Origin of the sequence: Brevibacterium permense, from assembly GCF_025506275.1 — a bacterium.
In the GTDB taxonomy this organism is placed as follows: domain Bacteria; phylum Actinomycetota; class Actinomycetes; order Actinomycetales; family Brevibacteriaceae; genus Brevibacterium; species Brevibacterium permense_A.
In genome coordinates, this window is sequence record NZ_QYCP01000090.1 from 16957 (window position 1) to 38200 (window position 21244).

At 65.6% G+C, this 21244-nt stretch carries 19 protein-coding genes and 2 tRNA genes; 15 read left to right on the forward strand and 6 right to left on the reverse strand.

Features of this window, described 5'->3' with window-relative positions; translation table 11 throughout:
* The first annotated feature begins 82 nt into the window (after positions 1 to 82).
* The 5 genes from D3I60_RS11550 to D3I60_RS11570 all read left to right on the forward strand — a co-directional run bounded on the left by D3I60_RS11550 (position 83) and on the right by D3I60_RS11570 (position 4219).
* On the forward strand, positions 83 to 889 hold the full coding sequence (locus D3I60_RS11550) for a fumarylacetoacetate hydrolase family protein (RefSeq protein ID WP_139468848.1): 807 nt from the start codon (positions 83 to 85) through the stop codon (positions 887 to 889).
* A 148-nt stretch (positions 890 to 1037) separates the two neighbouring features.
* Positions 1038 to 2504 carry a glutamate--tRNA ligase gene (gene gltX / locus D3I60_RS11555; protein ID WP_262776443.1) on the forward strand — a complete coding sequence of 489 codons (1467 nt, stop codon included), beginning with the start codon at positions 1038 to 1040 and terminating at the stop codon, positions 2502 to 2504.
* Between the two features lie 2 nt (positions 2505 to 2506).
* Positions 2507 to 3835 (forward strand): alpha/beta hydrolase, encoded by a 1329-nt coding sequence (locus D3I60_RS11560; protein ID WP_262776445.1) that lies wholly within the window; start codon positions 2507 to 2509, stop codon positions 3833 to 3835.
* Between the two features lie 202 nt (positions 3836 to 4037).
* Positions 4038 to 4109, forward strand: a tRNA-Gln gene (locus tag D3I60_RS11565).
* 37 nt (positions 4110 to 4146) lie between these two features.
* Positions 4147 to 4219 (forward strand) — tRNA-Glu (locus D3I60_RS11570).
* Between the two features lie 245 nt (positions 4220 to 4464).
* Here the strand turns inward: D3I60_RS11570 and D3I60_RS11575 are convergent.
* Both D3I60_RS11575 and D3I60_RS11580 read right to left on the reverse strand, forming a co-directional pair.
* Positions 4465 to 5226, reverse strand: a complete 762-nt coding sequence (locus D3I60_RS11575) for a DUF4282 domain-containing protein (RefSeq protein WP_262776446.1) — start codon at positions 5224 to 5226, stop codon at positions 4465 to 4467.
* Positions 5227 to 5394: 168 nt separating this feature from the next.
* Positions 5395 to 6444, reverse strand: a complete 1050-nt coding sequence (locus D3I60_RS11580; protein ID WP_262776447.1) for an aldose 1-epimerase family protein — start codon at positions 6442 to 6444, stop codon at positions 5395 to 5397.
* Between the two features lie 119 nt (positions 6445 to 6563).
* Between D3I60_RS11580 and galT the strand changes: the two genes are divergently transcribed.
* The 3 genes from galT to D3I60_RS11595 all read left to right on the forward strand — a co-directional run bounded on the left by galT (position 6564) and on the right by D3I60_RS11595 (position 10079).
* Positions 6564 to 7784 carry a galactose-1-phosphate uridylyltransferase gene (galT, locus tag D3I60_RS11585; protein ID WP_262776449.1) on the forward strand — a complete coding sequence of 407 codons (1221 nt, stop codon included), beginning with the start codon at positions 6564 to 6566 and terminating at the stop codon, positions 7782 to 7784.
* Positions 7781 to 9088 (forward strand): galactokinase, encoded by a 1308-nt coding sequence (locus D3I60_RS11590; RefSeq protein WP_262776450.1) that lies wholly within the window; start codon positions 7781 to 7783, stop codon positions 9086 to 9088. The genes galT and D3I60_RS11590 overlap by 4 nt, the downstream gene beginning before the upstream one ends.
* A 115-nt stretch (positions 9089 to 9203) precedes the next feature.
* Positions 9204 to 10079, forward strand: coding sequence for an alpha/beta fold hydrolase (locus D3I60_RS11595; RefSeq protein WP_262776451.1), 876 nt, complete (start codon positions 9204 to 9206; stop codon positions 10077 to 10079).
* A gap of 24 nt (positions 10080 to 10103) precedes the next feature.
* Here the strand turns inward: D3I60_RS11595 and D3I60_RS11600 are convergent, their stop codons facing one another.
* The 4 genes from D3I60_RS11600 to D3I60_RS11615 all read right to left on the reverse strand — a co-directional run bounded on the left by D3I60_RS11600 (position 10104) and on the right by D3I60_RS11615 (position 13858).
* Positions 10104 to 10382, reverse strand: a complete 279-nt coding sequence (locus D3I60_RS11600; RefSeq protein ID WP_262776452.1) for a hypothetical protein — start codon at positions 10380 to 10382, stop codon at positions 10104 to 10106.
* 17 nt (positions 10383 to 10399) lie between these two features.
* Complete coding sequence (locus tag D3I60_RS11605) at positions 10400 to 12097, reverse strand: sodium:solute symporter family protein (protein WP_139468839.1); 1698 nt, start codon at positions 12095 to 12097, stop codon at positions 10400 to 10402.
* Between the two features lie 150 nt (positions 12098 to 12247).
* On the reverse strand, positions 12248 to 13006 hold the full coding sequence (locus D3I60_RS11610; RefSeq protein WP_262776453.1) for a DeoR/GlpR family DNA-binding transcription regulator: 759 nt from the start codon (positions 13004 to 13006) through the stop codon (positions 12248 to 12250).
* Positions 13007 to 13141: 135 nt separating this feature from the next.
* Positions 13142 to 13858: an IclR family transcriptional regulator gene (locus D3I60_RS11615; RefSeq protein ID WP_262776454.1), complete on the reverse strand. Its 717-nt coding sequence runs from the start codon at positions 13856 to 13858 to the stop codon at positions 13142 to 13144.
* Between the two features lie 175 nt (positions 13859 to 14033).
* On the opposite strand from D3I60_RS11615, the gene leuC reads away from it, so the two are divergent.
* From leuC to D3I60_RS11650, 7 genes are all read left to right on the forward strand, one after another.
* Positions 14034 to 15518 carry a 3-isopropylmalate dehydratase large subunit gene (leuC, locus tag D3I60_RS11620; RefSeq protein WP_262776456.1) on the forward strand — a complete coding sequence of 495 codons (1485 nt, stop codon included), beginning with the start codon at positions 14034 to 14036 and terminating at the stop codon, positions 15516 to 15518.
* A gap of 15 nt (positions 15519 to 15533) precedes the next feature.
* Complete coding sequence (leuD, locus tag D3I60_RS11625) at positions 15534 to 16133, forward strand: 3-isopropylmalate dehydratase small subunit (RefSeq protein ID WP_101544568.1); 600 nt, start codon at positions 15534 to 15536, stop codon at positions 16131 to 16133.
* 206 nt (positions 16134 to 16339) lie between these two features.
* Complete coding sequence (gene murA, locus D3I60_RS11630; protein ID WP_262776458.1) at positions 16340 to 17656, forward strand: UDP-N-acetylglucosamine 1-carboxyvinyltransferase; 1317 nt, start codon at positions 16340 to 16342, stop codon at positions 17654 to 17656.
* A complete protein-coding gene (locus tag D3I60_RS11635) occupies positions 17653 to 18420 on the forward strand; it encodes a lysophospholipid acyltransferase family protein (protein ID WP_262776460.1) in 768 nt (255 codons plus the stop codon). The genes murA and D3I60_RS11635 overlap by 4 nt, the downstream gene beginning before the upstream one ends.
* Positions 18417 to 19430 carry an NAD(P)H-dependent glycerol-3-phosphate dehydrogenase gene (locus D3I60_RS11640; protein ID WP_262776462.1) on the forward strand — a complete coding sequence of 338 codons (1014 nt, stop codon included), beginning with the start codon at positions 18417 to 18419 and terminating at the stop codon, positions 19428 to 19430. The genes D3I60_RS11635 and D3I60_RS11640 overlap by 4 nt, the downstream gene beginning before the upstream one ends.
* 44 nt (positions 19431 to 19474) lie before the next feature.
* The gene (locus D3I60_RS11645; protein WP_262776463.1) at positions 19475 to 20008 is read left to right on the forward strand and encodes a YbhB/YbcL family Raf kinase inhibitor-like protein; all 534 of its coding nucleotides are present in this window, start codon (positions 19475 to 19477) and stop codon (positions 20006 to 20008) included.
* A 92-nt stretch (positions 20009 to 20100) separates the two neighbouring features.
* A complete protein-coding gene (locus D3I60_RS11650) occupies positions 20101 to 21216 on the forward strand; it encodes a D-alanine--D-alanine ligase family protein (protein ID WP_262776464.1) in 1116 nt (371 codons plus the stop codon).
* Positions 21217 to 21244 lie beyond the last annotated feature (28 nt).

A 21244-nucleotide genomic window follows, 5' to 3' on the forward strand; every position in this document is an offset into this window, starting at 1 on the left:
CGGGGGAACTGTGGGGACCTGATCGCGGATCGATGAGCACCGACGCGGCAGAAGGCACCAGGCACTGACTAGACTGTGACACATGCGTATCGCCAGATTTGTACATCAGGACGAACCCAAATACGGAGTCGTCGAAGGTGAAGTGCCGCCGATCACCGACGGAAGCTGGGACACGTCGGGACTCGAACTCGCCGTTCTCGACTCGGACCCCTTCTTCTCTCCGGCCCAATCGACAGGCGAGAGGCTGAAGATCGACGACGTGCGCCTGGTCAGCCCCATCCTGCCGCGTTCGAAGGTGATCGGCGTGGGCCGCAACTTCGCCGCACACGCAGCAGAACTCGGCAACGAGGTTCCCGTGACCCCGGTGACCTTCTTCAAGCCGAACACCGCGGTCATCGGCCCCGGCGACCCCATCCGCCTGCCCGCCATCAGCGAATACGTCTCCTATGAGGCCGAACTCGCCGTCGTCATCGGCCGTGTGGCCAAGGGTGTGAAGGCGGAGAACGCTTTCGACCATGTCCTCGGCTACACCGCGAGCAACGACGTCACCCTGCGCGACCTCCAGAAGTCCGACAAGCAGTGGACGCGGGCAAAGGGCTTCGACACCTCGGCCCCGCTGGGCCCCTGGATCGAAACGGAACTCGACGTCGACGACCTCGGCATCCGGTCCTGGGTCGACGGGGATCTCAAGCAGGACGGCACCACCGCCGACTTCATCTTCGATATCCCGACCATCATCGAACACCTGTCGGAGACGATCACCCTGCTGCCCGGCGATGTCATCCTCACCGGAACCCCGGAAGGGGTCGGCCAGATCGTGTCCGGCAACCGCGTCGACATCGCCATCGAAGGACTCGGCGTCCTGTCGAACCCGGTCATGGACGCCTGAGCCCACCGACGCCTCGGCGGAGTTGCGTCCCGGACCTTCCCACCGCCGCCTCGGCGATCGCATCCGCGGAACACCAGAGCCGCCGAACCACCAGCGCCACCGCGCACACCACAGACTCACACCCGAGAAGATCACGCAAAGGACAATCGTGAGCGTCAAAGTTCGTTTCTGCCCATCGCCCACCGGCACCCCGCACGTCGGCATGGTCCGCACAGCCCTGTTCAACTGGGCCTACGCCAAGCACACCGGCGGCAAGTTCGTCTTCCGCATCGAGGACACCGACGCGGCACGTGACTCCGAGGAGAGCTTCGGCCAGGTCGTCGAAGCCCTCAAATGGCTGGGCCTGGACTGGGACGAAGGCATCGAGGTCGGCGGCGACAACGGACCCTATCGCCAGTCGCAGCGCGGCGAGATCTACGCCGACGTCATCGAGAAGCTCAAGGCCGGCGGCCACATCTACGAGTCCTACTCGACCAACGAGGAAGTCGAAGCCCGGCACAAGGCCGCGGGCCGTGACCCGAAGCTCGGCTATGACGGGTACGACCGCGACCTCACCGACGCGCAGAAAGCTGCCTTCCGCGCCGAGGGCCGCGAACCGGTGTGGCGCGTGCGCATGCCCGATGAGGACATCACCTTCACCGACCTCGTCCGTGGAGACATCACCTTCAAGGCCGGAACCGTGCCCGACTTCGTCGTGGTTCGTGCCAATGGCCAGCCGCTGTACACCCTGGTCAACCCCGTCGACGACGCGCTCATGGGTATCACTCATGTGCTCCGCGGCGAGGACATCCTGTCCTCGACCCCGCGTCAGATCGTTCTCTACGAACACCTCAAGGCCATCGGCATCGCCGAGGCGACTCCCGAGTTCGGTCACCTGCCCTACGTCATGGGCGAAGGCAACAAGAAGCTGTCGAAGCGCGACCCCGAATCGAACCTGTTCCTCCACCGCGAGAACGGGTTCATCCCCGAGGGACTCATCAACTACCTCGCCCTGCTCGGCTGGTCCATCGGACCCGACCGCGACGTGTTCAGCGTCAAGGAATTCACCGAGGCATTCGACGTCCACGATGTCCTGCCCAACCCGGCCCGCTTCGACGTGAAGAAGGCCACCGCCATCAACGCCGACCACATCCGCCTCCTCGATCCGGATGACTTCCGTGACCGTCTGGTGCCGTATCTCCAGGCCGCCGAGGTGCTCCCGGAGTCCCCGAAGGAGGCTCAGCTGCAGATCCTCGACGAGGCCGCACCGCTCGTGCAGACCCGCATGAAGCTGCTCGGAGAGGCTCCGGATCTGCTCGCGTTCCTCTTCACCTCCGATGACGACCTCGTCATGGCCGAGGACGGGCTGAAGACGCTCAAGGACTCCGCCCCCGAGGTGCTCGCCGCCTCGATCGAGGTCCTCGAGGGACTCGATGACTGGACCACGGCCAAACTCGAAGAGGTGCTGTCAGCCAAGCTCGTCGACGAGATGGAGATCAAACCGCGCCTGGCCTACGGACCCCTGCGTGTGGCCGTGTCCGGCCGCAAGGTCTCACCACCGCTGTTCGAGTCGATGGAGATCCTCGGCAAGGACTCCTCGCTGAAGCGCCTCAAGGCCCTCGCGGCACAGCTGTGACCATGGTCGAGCAGAAGAACTGGACCCGTGGGGGACTGCACTTCCGTGACGTGACGGTCACCGTGCCCTTCGACCATTTCGGAAGGTCGGGGGATGCCGCCTCGGCGGGGAAGAGCGCCGCGTCAGCCGCCTCGGGGAAGGCGAATCTGCCGGACGCGATGGACGTCTTCGCCCGGATCATCGCCACTGAGGCGGACAGTCAGAAGCCCTACCTCGTGTACCTGCAGGGCGGGCCCGGCGTGGAAGCCCCGCGCCCGGGCATCGTCGGCGGTCCCGGCGCCTGGGTGAAGCGTGCCCTCGAAGAATTCCAGGTCGTCATGCTCGACCAGCGTGGCACCGGAAGATCGAATCCGATCGGCTCTGTTGATGGGGCCATCACCGGACTGGAGACGGTAGGGGACGGCCCGGCCGCGATCGCCGAGGCGCTGTCCTTCTTCCGTGCCGATTCGATCGTCGAGGACGCGGAGATCCTGCGCCGCCACCTCGGCGCGGAAACCTGGTCCCTGCTGGGGCAGTCCTTCGGCGGCTTCACGACTCTGCGCTACATCTCCGCGCATTCGGATGCCCTTCACGAGGTGTACTTCACCGGCGGTCTGCCGGCGATCGGCCTCGATCCGGCGACCGTCTACGGACGTACGTGGGAGGGCATGATCCGCAAGTCCGAGCAGTATTACGCAGCGTTCCCCGGCGACCGTGAGAAGATGCGGCACCTCGTCGAACTTGCGTCTGTCGGTGACGGTCTCGCCCTGCCCGGGGGAGCGCGGGCGACGCCGGAGCGGATCCGTCTGCTCGGGCACTTCCTCGGCGCTTCGGATGGTCCGGAGAAGCTGCATTATCTGCTCGACCTCGACTTCTCTTCGGGGGCATTCCGGCATGACCTTGCCGCGTCTCTGCCGTTCTCGGGGCGCAATCCGCTCTATGCCGTCATCCACGAATCCTGCTGGGCCGACGGCACGGTGACGAACTGGGCGGCCAGGCGGGCGATGCCCGATGCCGTGGTCAAGGATCCGACGCTGCTGGCCGGCGAGCATGCCGGGCCGGAGTCGCTGCATGAGGATCCGGAGCTTACGCCCTTCGCCGAGGTGGCAGAGATCGTCGCCGCACGTCAGTGGCCCGGTCTCTACGATGTCGACGCTCTGCAGGCCGCCTCGGTCCGTGGTGCGGCGGCAGTGTACTTCGAAGACGCCTACGTGCCGGTGGAGTATTCGCTGTCCACGGCCGAGCATCTTTCCGGGGTGCAGCCGTGGGTGACGAACGAGTACGAACACAACGGTCTGCGTGCCGACGGCTACCGGGTCCTCGACCGGCTCATCGGCCTCGCCCGCGGGTGAGGCCGGGGCCCGTCGGGACAGGCAGACCGAGCCCACGCGCGGGACTACTTGGCCTGTCGGCGGGCTGGGTGCGGTGAGCCAGTTGTGTTAAGAAGGTCACACTGAAAAGGAGCCTCTCGGATTTGTCGGGAGGCGGGGTGCTTGTGTAGAGTTATATCTCGTTGCTCAGGGAAATCTCCTCGGGGATAACCTTGAAAAACATTGGGCTATGGTGTAATTGGCAGCACGAGTGATTCTGGTTCATTTAGTCTAGGTTCAAGTCCTGGTAGCCCAGCGGACACAGTCTGGATCTGTCCAGGAGTGTTGTTCTAGCCCCCGTCGTCTAGTGGCCTAGGACGCCGCCCTCTCAAGGCGGTAACGGCAGTTCGAATCTGCTCGGGGGTACGGTTGAGCCCCGCATCGAATTTCGGTGCGGGGCTCACTCTAATTCACGGGCGTTTTCCCTCGTTTTCCACTCCGCTGGTCATAGGCCCGAAGGAAGCACGGGTTTGAGGAGGCTGTAGGGGGCGGGACTCACTCGCCCCAAATTGAGGTCACTATCGGATGCTTCCGCCAAAACTCAGGTCGCTATCGGATGCTTTCTTGCGCGAAAAGTATCCGATAGCGACCTATTCTTCTGGTGCAGTGAGTCAGCGGCTGACTGAATCGGCGATGCGCTTCGTATGTTCGGCCGTCTTGATGTTGGAGACGATGAGCTCGAGCACGAGACGGACGCCGATGACCCACAGGGCCGGGATGATCCAGCCGAAGATGATCGACAGGATCAGTGGCAGCACGCTGAAGCTCGGTCCACCGCTGAGGTAGCTCGATGCCGAACCTGCGGCGATTCCCGTGGTGATGCCGGCGACGATGGTCCCGAGGTAGGACAGGACCGCGACCACGATCGCGATGATGTAGATGAAGCCCGCCCACTTCACCGCGATGAAGTTGTCGAATCGGATGTCGAACAGCGACTTGAAGAACCCGGACTGCTGAGGCGCCGACTGCGGAGCCTGACCATACGCAGGCTGCCCGAAGGCAGGCTGGCCGTACGCCTGCTGTTGGGCCGTACCCTGCGAGTATGCGCCCTGCTGGTAGGGGTCCTGCTGGTAAGCGCCGGGCTGCGAATACCCGCCCTGCTGGTACTGCTGTCCCTGTGCCTGATAGGCATTGGGATCATAGGTGCCCTGCTGATAGCTGGGCTGATCGGGCTGGAACTGTGCATCATTGCCGTGCTGCGATGCCGGCGCATCCTGGCTGGGCTGGAACTGAGTGTCCTGAGGGTTCTGCGCCGAGTGATCCGAGGCGGACTGGGCACTCTCTGGCTGGTCGCTCGCGCCGGGGCTCTGGCCGTCGAGGTTCTGCTCAGCCGAGGTACTGTTCGGGTCGTTCGGGTTCTGCGGTGTCGACATGGTGTCCCCTTCGAGAATGGAACGCACCCAGGACAGGGCACGCTCGCCTGATATCTGCCTGTAGTCGCAACCTATCAGGATGCGCCGACTCGCAGCAGGGCGACTGTCATTTTGGAAGGAAGCACGAAGTGTTGACTCAGCCCGCAATCCCAGGCTGAGGTGATGGCGTCAGGCGTCGGAGTCAGTGGGAGCATCGTCGGGGGCAGACGAAGCCTCCGCTGAGTCAGCGGGAGCATTGTCGGAGACGGACGAAGCCGAATCGGCATTTCCGTCATCGATCCCGGTCAAGGCGATGCTCCACTCGACGGCAAGCTCGTCACCCGGGGAGACGACGTCGAAGTCCTCGCCGGCTTCGCCCGCGGCGAATGCATTCGGAGGGCACGTCATCGGCTCGATCGCAATCGCCCGACGAGCCAGATCCTCATCGAGGCCGTCGCCCGTACACGCCTGCCAGGTGCGGAACCCCGGCCCCATCCCGACGACGACCTCGCGCTGATCTGCACCCTTCAGTCGTGCCCTCGACCATCCGTCGTCACCCCGCCGAGGCTGCCCGAAAGCATCATCGAGGATCGTGCCGCCGATGAGGCGCAGCGCCCGGAAGTCCTTGCACACCATGCATGCGGAATCATCGGAGGCATGATCGGCCGGGACGGCAGTGCCGTCATCGAAGGGACGAACAGCCGTGGGGATGAGCCGCTCATCGGTCTCGTACCAGCGCGCAGCGGGAATGACGAGCTGAGCCTCATCGACGAGCTCACCATCCCCGGCCGAGAGCCACGGATGAAATCCGAAACCGAACGGTGCGGGAGCCGACCCCGTGTTCAGGGCACGTGCGCGCATGCGCAGCTCCGCCTCGGCGAGTTCGAAATCCACCTGCAGATCGAACGCAAACGGATACCCCTCCGTCGGCTCCAGCGTGTATTCGAGGCTGACCATCGACTCTGTGCGCTCGACCACGGACCATTGCACATCGGCGACGAGACCATGAAGTGCGGTACCCCGCTCGGGCTCGGTGATCGGCAGCCGGCGGCTGTCGCCGGCGAAGTCGTAATGGCCCCCATCGATCCGATTCGGCCAGGGCGCGAGCACGGCTCCGTCGAACGCCTTCATCGGCACCACGACCGGACGATCGCCGACGCTGAAGCTCACCAAGCTCGCGCCGATGGGGGAGATGACCGCCGCCGACCCGTCACAGGCGAGTGCGATGGTGGCGGACATAGGTCTCCAGGGTGCTCGAGCGCGGGAAGAACAGTTGCAGATATTCTACGCCGTCCGCACGCATCCGGGCCGCCAGATGTTAGCATTATGATCGAAAATGATAACTTTTGGGAGGTCTGATGCCAGCGTCGCATCGCCGGGCGAACCTGTCCGATGGTCGTGAGATCCTGTTCTTCCAGGACCCCGACTCACCTGCACCGATGATCGCCGCCGACCCTCGGCCACACGATTCGCGACCAGACAGCGGAACCCTGCGCTTCGACGTTCTCACCGGCGAATGGGTCGCCGTGGCCACGCACCGGCAGACCCGCACCCACCTGCCCGCCGCCGCCGAATGTCCGCTGTGCCCGTCGACGCCGGATCGTCCCACAGAGATCCCGGCCGCGGACTTCGACGTCGCCGTCTTCGAGAACCGCTTCCCCTCCCTCGGCCCCGGCCTCGGTGATGTTCCGTCCTCTCAGAGCGTGGACACCACCTTCGCCGAGGCGGCCGCCGACTCCGCCGAAACCGTGACCTCTGCGCTGTCGGGACCGGGATACGGTCGCTGCGAAGTCGTCGTCTTCTCCTCGGAGCACACCGGCTCCTTCGAATGCCTCGGCACCGCACGCGCCCGCACCGTCATCGACGCATGGGCCAATCGGACCGCCGAACTCTCTGCCCTGCCGGGCATCGAACAGGTCTTCATGTTCGAGAACCGCGGGGAGGAGATCGGAGTGACGATGAACCACCCGCACGGTCAGATCTATGCTTACCCCTATGTCACCCCGCACACTGCAATCACCTCGGCCCGGGCGCATGAACACCTGCGCCGGACCGGTCGGCCGCTGCTCGGCGATGTGCTCGCCTTCGAACGCGAGGCAGGGGAGCGAATGATCCTTGAGACCGATCACTTCTCCGCCTTCGTGCCCTTCGCGGCCCGCTGGCCGATCGAAGTCCACCTCGTTCCGCACCGCCAGGTGGGAAGCGTCGACGAGCTCGACGAGACCGAACGCGACGACCTGGCTCGCGTCTATCCGGACGTGCTGCGCCGCATCGACGGCCTCTACCCGAGTCCCACACCGTATATCGCGGCCTGGCATCAGGCGCCGGTCAACAGTGCCGACCGCCGCGCCGACTGGCTCCACCTCGAGATCACGAGCCCCCGTCGTGCTGAGAACAAGCTGAAGTTCCTCGCCGGTTCGGAAGCCGCAATGGGCGCCTTCGTCGGCGACGTCTCCGCCGAGGAGACCGCAGCCAGACTGCGTGCCGTGACCCTGGAACCCCTCGCCGAGGCGGCCGTACCCGCAGCCGCGAACGCGAGCACGGCTTCGGCATTCGGCCCGGAAGACGATCGTTCATGACCGCAGAGACCCCCGAGGCCGTATCCACACCGACCCCCGGACACCTCGTCGAGGAGTTCGAGTCCCTGTTCGGATACCGTCCGATCGGTTCCTTCCGTGCTCCAGGCAGGGTGAACTTCATCGGCGAACATACCGACTACAACGCCGGCTTCGTCCTGCCGATCGCCATCGATCGGGCGGTCTACGTCGCCATCGGTCGGCGACCCGACAACGGCGCTGACGGGCGAGGCGGGGACGCCGCAGAGCGGCAGGTCGTTGACGCAGAGAGCACGGGGACTGTGCAGCCGCCTCGGCGAGGGGACAGCATTCGCATCGTCTCCGACCATCGCGATGACACCGGCCGGAGAATGTCCGGCCAGTTCGCGGCCGCGGACCTCTTGCCCGGAACCCTGCCCGGATGGCTGAGCCATCCTGCGGGAGTCGTCGACGAGATCGCGAAGACCACCGGCACGGTTGTCGGCGGAGTCGACCTCTATATCGAATCCACCGTGCCCGTCGGTGCCGGACTGTCGTCATCGCACGCACTCGAAGTCGCGGTGCTCATCGCCCTCGACGAGGTGTACGACCTCGGCCTCGACGACCGGGAGAAAGTCCTGCTGACACAGCGAGCCGAGAACGACTTCGTCGGTGCGCCGACGGGAATCGTCGACCAGGCCGCTTCGATCATGACCGAGGCCGGGCATGCGCTCTTCCTCGACTGCCGTGACCTCAGCGCTCGCCAGATTCCATTCGACCTCGACGCCGAGGGGCTCAGACTCCTCGTCATCGACTCGAAGGTCTCTCACTCGCACAGCGAAAGCGGGTACGGCGCCAGGCGGAGGACCTGTGAGGAGTCCGCCGCGATCTTCGGAGTCGACAGTCTGCGGGAACTCGCCGATGACGTCGACCTGAGCGAACTGACCGAGGAGCAGCGGAGGCGGGTGCGCCACGTCATCGCCGAAAACGCACGGGTCTGCGCCACCGTCGAATTGCTCGAGGACAATGAACGAGCAACCGGCGACGAGCATGATGCGCGCATCAGTGCCATCGGCGACCTATTGGTGGCTTCCCACGAATCTCTGCAGCACGACTACGAGGTCTCCTGTGTCGAACTTGACGTGGCGGTGGCCGCCGCAATGGGAGCCGGGGCGCTCGGCGCGCGGATGATCGGCGGCGGCTTCGGCGGTTCCGCGATCGCCCTCATCCACGCAGACCAGGTTGTTCAAGTTGGCGACGCCGTCACCGCGGCATTCGCCGAGCACGGCTGCGGGGCGCCGGACATCTTCGCTGTCAGCGCGGGTCGGGGTGCTGCCCGGTTCGACTGAACCTTTTTCGGCTGAGCCGCTGATTCGGCTGACCCGGCAGGCGTTGACTTCCCGAACCTTCGCAGCTCATGCTTGAACCTCAGATGAGGATGGACTCAAGCAGGCGGGGGAGCGCATGGGCATCTGCGACGTCAATGGAGTGAGCCTCGGCGTCGACGAGTTCGGTGAGGCGGATGCGCCGCTCGTTCTCTGCCTCGGCTCCCCGACGATGCTGTCCTGGCCCGATGCTCTGTGCGAGCAGCTGGCAGAGCAGGGACGTCACGTTGTGCGCTGCGATCTCCGCGATGCCGGGGCCTCGAGCCATGGTGATCTCGAATCACCGGACTACACCCTGCGAGACCTTGCTGCTGATGCCGCCGAACTCGCACGGACCTTCGACGGTCGGCCCGCTCATCTCGCGGGAATCGGCATCAGCGGAATGATTGCGCAGGTCGCGGCTCTCGACCATCCGAAGGCGTTTTCGGCACTCACTCTCATCGGCACGCGACCGGTCGCTCCCGGCCCCGTCGACGATGACCTGCCGGATCATGATGAGGCGACGATGGGTCCGTTGTTCTCCCGTCCGCAGCCGGACTGGACGGACGTCGGCTCGGTGGCCGACTACATGGCCGAAGGTGCGCGGATCCTCGGCGACGACCCTGAAGAGGCACGGGCAGTCGCCGCGCGGATCTGGGCACGTACGCAGAGCTCTGATTCAGAACAGAGCTCAGATCCGACACAGAACTCAGATCCGGAAGCTCATCTGGCCGATCAGCTGGGAATGGTGTTCTCCCGTCTCGACTGCCAGCCACGCTGGCGAGAACGACTGCCGCAGCTGACGGTGTCGACTCTCGTCGTGCACGGCAGGCGTGACCCGTTCTTCCCCGTGGGCAATGGAGAGGCGCTCGCCCAGGAGATTCCAGGTGCCCGGCTGCTCATCCTCGAGGAAGCCTCGCGGGCAGCGCCGGCTGAGGACTTACCCGAGGTTGCGGCAGCGATGGCAGCGCTCTGAGCGGATCGACGCAGACTGAGGCGATCAGTCGGTGCCAGGCGCGCCGGCGGCGTCGTCGGGAGTTTCGACGATGCGGATCGGGCGCAGCTTCGCCCAGATGAGGAAGACGGCTGCGGCGATGATGAGGCCGATTCCGGTCCACAGGTTCGCATCGACCCCGCCGGTGCGCTCTGCTTCGTCGGGGGTGAAGCCGACGATTCCGGCGATCGTGAGGATGACGCCGAAGATCGCCAGCAGCGCACCGATGAAGTTGCGGACGTCGAAGGCGCCTGCGGTCTTGGTCAGTTCGTTGGATTTGCTCATGGGTCTCACTGGCTCCTTCAGCCGAATGTCACGTTGAGGATGATGACGAGCACCAGAGCGACACCCGCGACGGGCACGGGGCGCTTCCAGAACGGCGCCTTCGGTTCGCTGAGGTCCTCGAAATCGGACTTCGGGGTCTCCGAGTAGACGAGTCCGCGCAGCTCCGCGGCGGGCTTCGGCGTGGTGAACAGGGTGACGATCACCGACAGAACGATGTCGACGACGAACGCCGTGCTGGCCGCGAGGAATGCGGCACCCTGACCGGGCAGGTCAAGGACTCCGGTCTCGGCGAGGATGAACACGAACACGGCCGAGAGCGTGCCGCCGACGAGGCCGACCCAGCCGGCAGTCGCCGACATCCGCTTCCAGAACATACCGAGGATGAACGTGGCGAACAGTGGGGCGTTGAAGAAGCCGAACAGCGTCTGCAAGTAGTCCATGAGGTTGGAGAAGTTGCCCGCGATGAGCGCTGTGAAGATCGCGACGACACAGGCGCCGATCGTCGCCCAGCGGCCGATCTTCAGGTAGTAGTCGTCTTCGCGGTCCTTGACCACATACTGCTGCCACAGGTCATAGCTGAATACCGTGTTGAACGCGGAGATGTTCGCGGCCATACCGGCCATGAATGCGGCGAGGAGGCCGGCGATCGCCACACCGAGGAGACCGTTGGGCAGGACCTCGCGCATGAGGAGCAGGAGCGCGTCGTTGTACGTCACGCCCGTCTGTTCGAGCGCGGTCGCCTCGTCGATGGATGCCGAGATCTCCTTGAACTGCGTCATCTGCGGTACGAGGACCGCGGCGATCATGCCGGGGACAACGACGATGAAGGGGATGAGCATCTTCGGGAACGCGCCGATGATCGGGGTCAGGCGCGCGGCATTGATCGACTTCGACGCCATGGCGCGCTGGACCTCGACGAAGTTCGTCGTCCAGTAGCCGAAGGAGAGGACGAAGCCGAGGCCGAAGACGATGCCGACGACCGAGAGCACGGGGTTGGAGAAGCCGGAGAGCTGTTCGCCGGGCCAGCTGCTCAGCTGTTCGGCCCCGAGCATTCCGTCATTGCTCACCCGGTCGACCAGCCCGTCCCAGCCGCCGACGCGGTTGAGGCCGATGAGGGTCAGCGGCAGGAGGGCCGCGACGATGACGAAGAACTGCAGCACCTCGTTGTAGATGGCCGCGCTCAGCCCGCCGAGGGTGATGTAGGACAGGACGATCGCGGCGGCGACGATGAGGGTGATCCACAGCGGCCAGCCGAGCAGTCGATTGACGATCGTGCCGAGCAGGAACAGGTTGACGCCGGCGATGAGCAGCTGTGCGACCGCGAAGGACAGTGCGTTGACGAGGTGAGCGCCCGTACCGAAGCGCTTGCGCATGAACTCCGGGACCGACCGGACCTTCGAACCGTAGTAGAACGGCATCATCACGACGCCGAGGAACAGCATCGCCGGGACCGCGCCGATCCAGAAGTAGTGCATCGTCGGCATGCCGTACTGGGCGCCCGTGGCGGACATGCCCATGATCTCCACGGCGCCGAGGTTGGCCGAAACGAACGCGAGAGCCGTGACCCAAGCAGGCAGGCTCCGTCCGGAGAGGAGGAACTCGATGCTCGAGGAGATCCCGCGCTTGGCGAACCACCCGATGCCGAGGACGAAGATGAAGTAGATCGCTATCAGCAGATAGTCGATCCACTGTGCGTCCAAGCGGATTGCTTCCAAGGTTCCTCCATATGCGTCAGTGCATGTCGTCGTGATGCGTCAGTGCATGGCTGCGTGTGGTGTAAGACACCTGAGTGGACACTTTAGAGGATTGTGAGCCTGATCGCTAGTGATCGAACCTGAACAGTTTTGATCGTTTGCTGGCGAGGGTCAGACGACCTCGACCTCGACGCCGGCCTCGCGCAGGGAAGCGAGTTCGGATTCCTCGCTCTTCGAATCGGTGATGAGCTGCTGGATCTGCTCGGTCGGAACGGTGAGCACCGATGAGCGGAGGCCGACCTTCGTATGATCGACGAGCGCGGTCACGCGCCCTGCCCCGGCGGCCATGGCCCGATCCGTATCGGCGACGGGGAACGCCGGTGTCGACAGGCCGAAGTCCGCGGCCAGTCCGTTCCCGGAGAGGAAGACGGTGTCGGCGCGCAGGCCGAGCAGCTGGGACACCGTGCCGCCGCCGACGAAGGCCCGGATCGAATGGCGCAGCAGTCCGCCGACGACGATGACCTCGTTGTCGGGGGAGGAGACCATGGCCTCGGCGACGAGCAGCGAATTCGTCACCACGCGCAGACCCGAACGCGTCACGAGCTCCTTGGCCAACAGTTCGGTCGTCGTTCCCGGCCCCAGGGCCACGACATCGCCGTTGCGCACCTGCGTCGCCGCAGCGCGGGCGATGGCCGACTTCTCGGCCAGAGCCTGCTCGAGCTTCTCCGCATAGCTCGACTCCCGCGCGCTCGAGGCGAGGACAGCACCGCCGTGGGTACGGATGAGCCTGCCCTCCTCAGCGAGCTGATCGAGGTCACGGCGGATAGTCACGGCCGAGGTATCGAGCTTGTCCGACAGTGAGGTGATGGAGACTGCGCCGTCTCTCTCGATCGTATCGACGATGATGTTGCGTCTCTGAGCGGCGATCATGGGGCCATAGTACAAGTCCGGAGGCCGGGCCGACTTCAAGGACGGTGCACGACCGCGGGCCCGGAGGGATGATCCTCCGGGCCCGCGGTCAAACCGTTCGCCGCTGGGCGAGGTGCGATGGGAGCAGAGTCGGACTCAGCCGCGCACGAGTGCTTCGGTCAGAGCACGCGCTGCATCGAGGACCGACTTCGCGTGCAGGCGGCCGGGCTGGCGAGTGAGTCGGTCGACCGGCCCGGAGATCGAGACGGCCGCGACCACCCGATTGCTCGGCCCGCGCACGGGAGCCGACACCGAGGCGACGCCCCGTTCGCGTTCGGCGATGGACTGGGCCCAGCCGCGGCGACGCACCCCGGAGAGCATGGTCGCGGAGAACCGGGCACCGCGCAGACCCGTGTGCAGGCGGTCCGGTTCCTCCCAGGCCAGCAGCACCTGAGCCGCGGAGCCGGCGCGCATCGACAGCGTCGCACCGATCGGCACGGAGTCGCGCAGACCCACGGGGCGTTCGGCCGCGGCCACGCACAGACGCAGATCGCCCTGACGGCGGAAGAGCTGAGCGGACTCACCCGTCTGATCGCGCAGCTGACCGAGCACCGGTCCGGCCGCGGCCAACAGGCGGTCCTCGCCGGCAGCCGACGACAGCTCGGCCAGACGCGGCCCGAGGACGAAGCGCCCCTGCAGATCGCGGCCGACGATGCGATGGAATTCGAGGGCAACAGCCAGGCGGTGGGCAGTGGGGCGTGCCAGTCCGGTCAGCGTCACCAATTCGGCGAGAGAGGCGGGTCCGGCCTCAAGTGCGGAGAGAACCATTGCGGCCTTGTCGATGACCCCGACGCCGCTACCATTGCTTGTCATAGGCACCATTGTGCGCGTCTCAGTGGGCGAGATGCAAGTTCGCATTGCGATACGACCGAGTAGATTTCGAATACGCACTCACTCCAGTGCACACATCGCAGTTCATCGACGCGCCGTACCTCGGCCCGTCAGGTCTACATCGGGTGCAGAGATCCCTGCACCGGCGGGAGGAACCATGCCACGCACATTGGCCGAGAAGGTCTGGGCCGATCACGTCGTCTCACGAGGTGTTGACGGTGCGCCGGACCTCATCTACATCGACCTCCACCTCGTCCACGAGGTGACCAGCCCGCAGGCCTTCGACGGACTTCGACTCGCCGGGCGCCCCGTGCGCCGCCCCGACCTCACCATCGCCACCGAGGACCACAACACCCCGACGTGGGACATCGACAAGCCGATCGCCGAACCGACCTCGGCCACGCAGATCAACACCCTGCGCAAGAACGCCGAGGAATTCGGCATCCGCCTGCACAGCCTCGGCGACGCCGACCAGGGCATCGTCCACGTCGTGGGACCGCAGCTGGGCCTGACCCAGCCGGGCACCACCGTCGTCTGCGGCGACTCGCACACCTCCACCCACGGCGCCTTCGGAGCGCTCGCCTTCGGCATCGGCACCTCCGAGGTCGAACACGTGCTCGCCACGCAGACGCTCAGCCTCAAGCCCTTCAAGACGATGTCGATCACCGTCGACGGCGACCTGCCCGAAGGCTCGAGCGCCAAGGACATCATCCTCGCCATCATCGCGAAGATCGGCACCGGCGGGGGACAGGGCTACGTGCTCGAATATCGCGGCTCGGCCATCCGCCAGCTGTCGATGGAAGCCCGGATGACGATCTGCAATATGTCGATCGAAGCCGGTGCCCGCGCCGGAATGGTCGCCCCCGACGAGACGACCTTCGAGTACGTCAAGGGCCGTCCCCACGCCCCCGAGGGCGAAGACTGGGACGCCGCCGTCGAGTACTGGAAGACCCTCTACACCGACGAAGGCGCGGACTTCGACGCCGAGGTGGTCCTCAAGGCCGAAGACATCGAACCCTTCGTCACCTGGGGAACGAACCCTGGCCAGGGCCTGCCGCTGTCGGCGAGCGTGCCCAGCCCCGACGACTTCACCGACGAGAACGACAAGGCCGCCGCCGCCAATGCGCTGGCATATATGGGCCTGACCCCCGGCACGCCGCTGCGCGAGATCGAGGTCGACACCGTCTTCCTCGGGTCCTGCACGAACTCCCGGATCGAAGATCTCCGGGCCGCCGCCGAGGTGGTCCGCGGTCGCAAGAAGGCCGACAACGTCCGCTTCATGGTCGTCCCCGGCTCCGCGAAGGTCCGCCTCCAGGCCGAAGAAGAAGGCCTCGACGTCATCTTCAAGGACTTCGGCGGCGAATGGCGCTTCGCCGGCTGCTCGATGTGCCTGGGCATGAACCCGGACCAGCTCGCCGAGGGCGAACGCTGTGCCTCGACCTCCAACCGCAACTTCGAAGGCCGCCAGGGCAAGGGCGGTCGCACCCATCTCGTCTCGCCGCTCGTGGCCGCGGCCACTGCGGTGCGCGGCACGCTGTCCTCACCGGGCGACGTCGCCGACCTGCCGCGGGATGCCGAACCCGTGGAATGGGCCGACAATCGCCTGTCCCTCAACCTGACACCCGTCTCGGCGAACGACTGACAAGGAGGACGAGCCATGGAAGCTTTCACCACCCACACCGGCATCGGCGTTCCTCTGCGCCGATCCAATATCGACACCGACCAGATCATCCCCGCGAAGTTCCTCAAACGGGTCACCCGCACCGGCTTCGAGGACGCCCTGTTCTACCGCTGGCGAACCAACAACGACTTCGTCCTCAACGACCCCGATTTCGCGTCCGGCTCCGTCCTCGTCGCCGGCCCCGACTTCGGTACCGGATCCTCCCGCGAACACGCCGTCTGGGCGCTCAAGGACTACGGCTTCCGCGTCGTCCTGTCCTCCCGCTTCGGCGATATCTTCCGCGGCAACTCCGGCAAGGAGGGCCTGCTGGCCGCCCAGCTCGAACAGGCCGATATCGAACTGATCTGGAAGATCCTCGAGAACCATCCCGGCACCTCGATCACCGTCGACCTGAACGAGAAGACCGTGACGTGTGACACCGTCACCGTGTCCTTCCAGATCGACGACTACACGCGCTGGCGCCTGCTCGAAGGCCACGACGACATCAGCCTCACCCTGGCCAAGGAAGACGAGATCGTCGCCTACGAATCCTCCCGTTTCGCCTTCAAGCCGACGACCCTGCCCGCCAAGGTCTGACCCTCACTTAAGCCGGCGCCCCCGCACCGATCCACCCTCACCGAGGATGCCCACCGTCACGCGTCCGGACGTGACGGTGGGCCGCCTCGGCGAATCGGTGGGATACCGTCGGCTGGGTTAGTCTAGGACGGTGCCCGCGGCAATCGTGGGGCACCGTCTCCGGGTGGCATCCCGCCCGGATCCGATCATCGGAATCAGGGAGGAACATGCTCGAAGTACGTGGGGGAAATCCGCTGGACGGCACCGTCCGAGTCCGCGGCGCCAAGAACCTGGTGCCCAAGGCGATGGTGGCTTCTCTGCTCGGCGAGACTCCGTCCGTGCTGCGCGGCGTGCCCAACATCCGCGATGTCGAGATCGTCACCGGACTCCTCGAACTCCACGGAGTCCGCGTCACCTCCGGACCCGACGGGGACCAGCCCGATGGCGAACTCCACCTCGACCCGGCCGATGTGGCTCAGGGCTCCATAGTCGACATCGACGCCCACGCAGGATCCTCCCGGATCCCGATCCTCTTCTGCGGACCTCTCCTGCACAGCCTCGGTCAGGCGTTCATCCCCGACCTCGGCGGCTGCCATATCGGCGACCGCCCCATCAACTTCCACCTCGATGTGCTCCGCAAGTTCGGAGCCGAGGTCGACAAGACCCCCGGCGGCATCATGCTCAAGGCGCACAGCCGCCTGCAGGGCACCAAGGTCGAACTGCCCTACCCCTCCGTCGGGGCCACCGAGCAGGTGCTGCTGACCGCGGTCCGCGCCGAAGGCGTGACCGAGCTGCGGGGAGCGGCCATCGAACCGGAGATCATGGATCTCATCGCGCTGCTGCAGAAGATGGGCGCGATCATCACCGTCGACACCGACCGCGTGGTGCGCATCGAAGGCGTCGACACCCTCCGCGGGTTCATCCACCGCGCCCTGCCCGACCGCAACGAGACCGCATCCTGGGCCTCGGCGGCACTGGCCACCGGCGGAGACATCTTCGTCGAAGGCGCCAGCCAGCCGGAGCTCATCACCTTCCTCAATGTGTTCCGCAAGATCGGCGGTGAATTCGATGTGCAGGAGAACGGCATCCGCTTCCGCCACCCCGGTGGCAAACTCCGATCCTTCGCCCTCGAAACCGACGTCCATCCTGGCTTCATGACCGACTGGCAGCAGCCGCTGGTCGTCGCGATGACTCAGGCCGAAGGTCTGTCGATCATCCACGAGACCGTGTATGAGAACCGGTTCGGCTTCACCGACGCCCTGCGGGATATGGGAGCGCAGATTCAGCTCTATCGTGAATGCCTCGGCGGCACCCCCTGCCGCTTCGGACGACGGAACTATCAGCACTCGGCCGTGATCTCCGGACCCACCGACCTCAAGGGCACCCGCATCGACGTTCCCGACCTGCGCGGCGGCTTCAGCCACCTCATCGCCGCACTGGCTGCCCAGGGCACGAGCGAAGTCCACGGCATCGAACTCATCAACCGCGGCTACGAGAACTTCCTCGACAAACTCACCGGACTCGGTGCCGAGGTCTCCGCATGAGCGCCGACATCGAACCAGACGCGAACGACCACGATCTCGTCTCCTTCGATCCCGCCTCGGTGCGTTCCCAGAACCGGGCTGGCACCGTCGCGGCCGCTGCGGCCTTCGGACTCATGCGTACGGCTACGAAGATGAGCGTGCGGGGAGTCGAGCACCTGCCGCCGTCCGGCACGGGCGTCATCGCCGCCGCCTACCATGCCAACCATCTCGACCCGATCCTCGTGGGGCTGGCACTCAAGCGCAACGGCCGGATGCCGCACTTCCTCGCGAAGTCGACGCTGTTCACCGGGGTGCTCGGCAAGATCCTCAAGACCATCGGGCAGATCCCGGTGCTGCGGGCCTCGGCGTCGGCCGGCGACTCCCTCGAATACGCGAAGGACGCCCTGGCGAACGGGCAGACCGTCGTCATCTACCCCGAGGGCACGCTGACGAAGGACCCGGAGCTGTGGCCCCAGCACTTCAAGACCGGCACCGCTCGGCTGGCATTGGAGACCGGAGCCCCGATCATCCCCGTCGCCCACTGGGGACTGGACACGGTCTACCCGCGAGGGCAGAAGAAGGTCCGCTTCCGCCCCTTCAGCCATGATTCTGTCGTGTCGTTCGGCCCCGCCATCGACTATTCGGACCTGTGGGAGCACCGGGATGAGAAGAAGACGATGGGAGACCTCTCCCACCGCGTGAAGAACACCGTGGCAGCGATGGTGGCCGAACTGTCCGAACGCGAACTGCCGCAGCGTTTCACAGCTAAGGAGACAGGCGAATGAGCGTCGACAAGATCACCGTCCTCGGAGCCGGATCGTGGGGAACCACCTACGCCGCGGTCATCGCCGACGCCGGATTCCCCGTCACCCTGTGGGCCCGCCGTCCCGAGGTCGCTGAAGAGATCAACTCCACGCACACCAATGAGCGCTACCTGGGCGAGCGAGTCCTGCCTGAGGGTCTGAGCGCGACCGCTGACGATATCGCTGCGGTCACCGACGCCGAGGTCATCGTCCTCGCCGTCCCCGCCCAGACCCTGCGGGAGAACCTCACCCGGTGGAAGCCGCATCTGCGTGAGGGCGTGAAGCTCGTGAGCCTGATGAAGGGCATCGAGGTCGACACCGGCAAACGCATGTCCGAGGTCATCGCCGAGGTCGCCGAGGTCGACGAATCCCAGATCGCCGTCGTTTCCGGACCCAATCTGGCGCGTGAGATCGCCGACCGGCAGCCCACCGCCACCGTTGTCGCGTCCTCCGACATCACCACCGCCGAGGTGGTCGCGGAGATCAGCGCGAACGCCTACTTCCGCCCGTATACGAACACCGACGTCGTCGGCGTCGAGATCGGCGGAGCGATCAAGAACATCATCGCCCTGTCCGTGGGCATCGCCGACGGACAGAAGCTCGGCGACAACTCCAAGGCGTCGATCATCACCCGCGGGCTCGCGGAAACCTCTCGCCTGGCCGCGGCCATGGGCGCTGAGGCGCATACTCTGTCCGGACTCGCCGGGCTCGGCGACCTCGTGGCCACCTGCGCTTCGCCCCTGTCGCGCAATCGCACCTTCGGACGCCACCTCGGTGAGGGGATGAGCCTCGAGGACGTCATCGCCCACACCTCGCAGACGGCCGAAGGCGTGAAATCCGCTCCCGCCGTCCTCGCCCTGGGTCGACGCAACGGCGTCGACCTGCCCATCACCGAGGCGGTCTGTGCGGTTCTCGCCGGAAGACTGCAGGTTGACGAACTCGCCGGATTGCTGTTGTCTCGGAAGCGTAAGCACGAAGGACCACCTGCCTGAGCCACACCGAATCTCAGGCACCCGCTGGAAAACTAGGAGCACTCATGAGCGCCAACTCACCGTTCTTCAACCTTCCCGAGCTTCCCACCTTCACGCTGACGAGCACCGACATCGAAGACGGTGGGGTGCTCACCGGCCCCCAGCTCTCCGGCGCCATGGGCGTGCCCGGCGGTGAGGACGTCTCTCCGCAGCTGTCCTGGTCCGGGTTCCCCGAAGAGACCAAGGCCTTCGCCGTGACCTGCTACGACCCCGACGCTCCCACCGGCTCGGGCTTCTGGCACTGGGTCGTCACGGACCTCGACGCCTCGGTGACGAGCCTGGAGGCCAACGCGGGCGACCCGGCCGCCGATCTCCTGCCCAGCGGCGCCGTGACCCTGCGCAACGACGCCGGCGAACCCCGCTTCGTCGGTGCCGCCCCACCGGAGGGCCACGGACCGCACCGCTACTTCTTCATCGTCACCGCTCTGGCCGAACCGCTGGGCATCGACGAATCCGCATCCCCGGCCTTCGCCGGCTTCAACATGTTCTTCAAGGGCATCGGCCGGGCGTGGCTGGAATGCACGTACGAGGCCAAGTGAGCTAGAGTCTTTCAGTCCGCGCACACCTGACCCGCTGTGCGCACCCGTGTCCGGTTCGAGTGCACGGGAGTACCACTTCAGCAAGGAAACTCATGGCAGACAACGATCACCGGCCCCTTGTCGCAGTCCTCTTCGGAGGCCGTTCGAGCGAGCACTCCGTCAGCTGCGTCACCGCGGCCGGTGTGATCGGTGCCATCGACGCCGATGCCTTCGACGTACTGCCGATCGGCATCACGAAGACCGGTCTGTGGCGGGTCGTAGACGACTGGGCGAGCATGCGCTTCGACCCGGACAACATGCCCGAGGTCACGGACAACGGCACCGAGGTGATCCCCCCTGTCTCCGCCGACGGGTCACCGCTGCTGCACCGTGATGCCGAGGGCAACTACACCGAACTGGGTGCGGTCGACGTATTCTTCCCGCTCCTGCACGGCCGCTTCGGTGAGGACGGAACCCTGCAGGGGCTGTTCGAACTCAGCGACACCGCGTTCGTCGGCTCCGGAGTGTTCTCCTCCGCAGCGAGCATGGACAAGCACTACACGAAGTCACTCATGGCCCACGCCGGAATCCCCACCTGCCCGTGGGAGCTCGTGACCGAGACGATGTGGGCCGCAGACCGCGCGGAGGCGGAGAGGCGAGTGGCCGCACTCGGCCTGCCCGTGTTCGTCAAACCCGCCCGGGCCGGATCGTCCATGGGAGTCAGCCGGGTCGCCGAGGCGTCCGACCTCGAAGCCGCCCTGCTCGGCGCCTTCGAGCACGACTCCAAGGTCATCGTCGAACCCGAGGTCAATGGTCGTGAGGTCGAATGCGCCGTGCTCGGTTCCGTCTATGACACGGAGCTGCGAGTGTCGTCTCCCGGAGAGATCCGGGTCAGCGGAGACCACTCGTTCTACGATTTCGACGCCAAGTACCTCGACCTCGCCGCCGCGGAGGTCACCTGTCCGGCCGATCTCGACGAGACGGCGACCGCCCGGGTTCAGGAGTTGGCTGCCTCGGTGTTCCGTCTCTTCGACTGCACCGGTCTGGCCCGCGTCGACACCTTCGTCACGGACACCGGCGAGGTCGTCATCAACGAACTCAACACCCTGCCCGGGTTCACCCCCACCTCGGCGTACCCGTTCATGTGGGCACAGTCAGGACTCGAATACTCCGAACTCATCGGCGAACTCATCTCGATCGCCCTGATCGACCGCGCCCGCGCAAAGTAGGCACGCGGGCCGCGGAGCTATCGAGTCC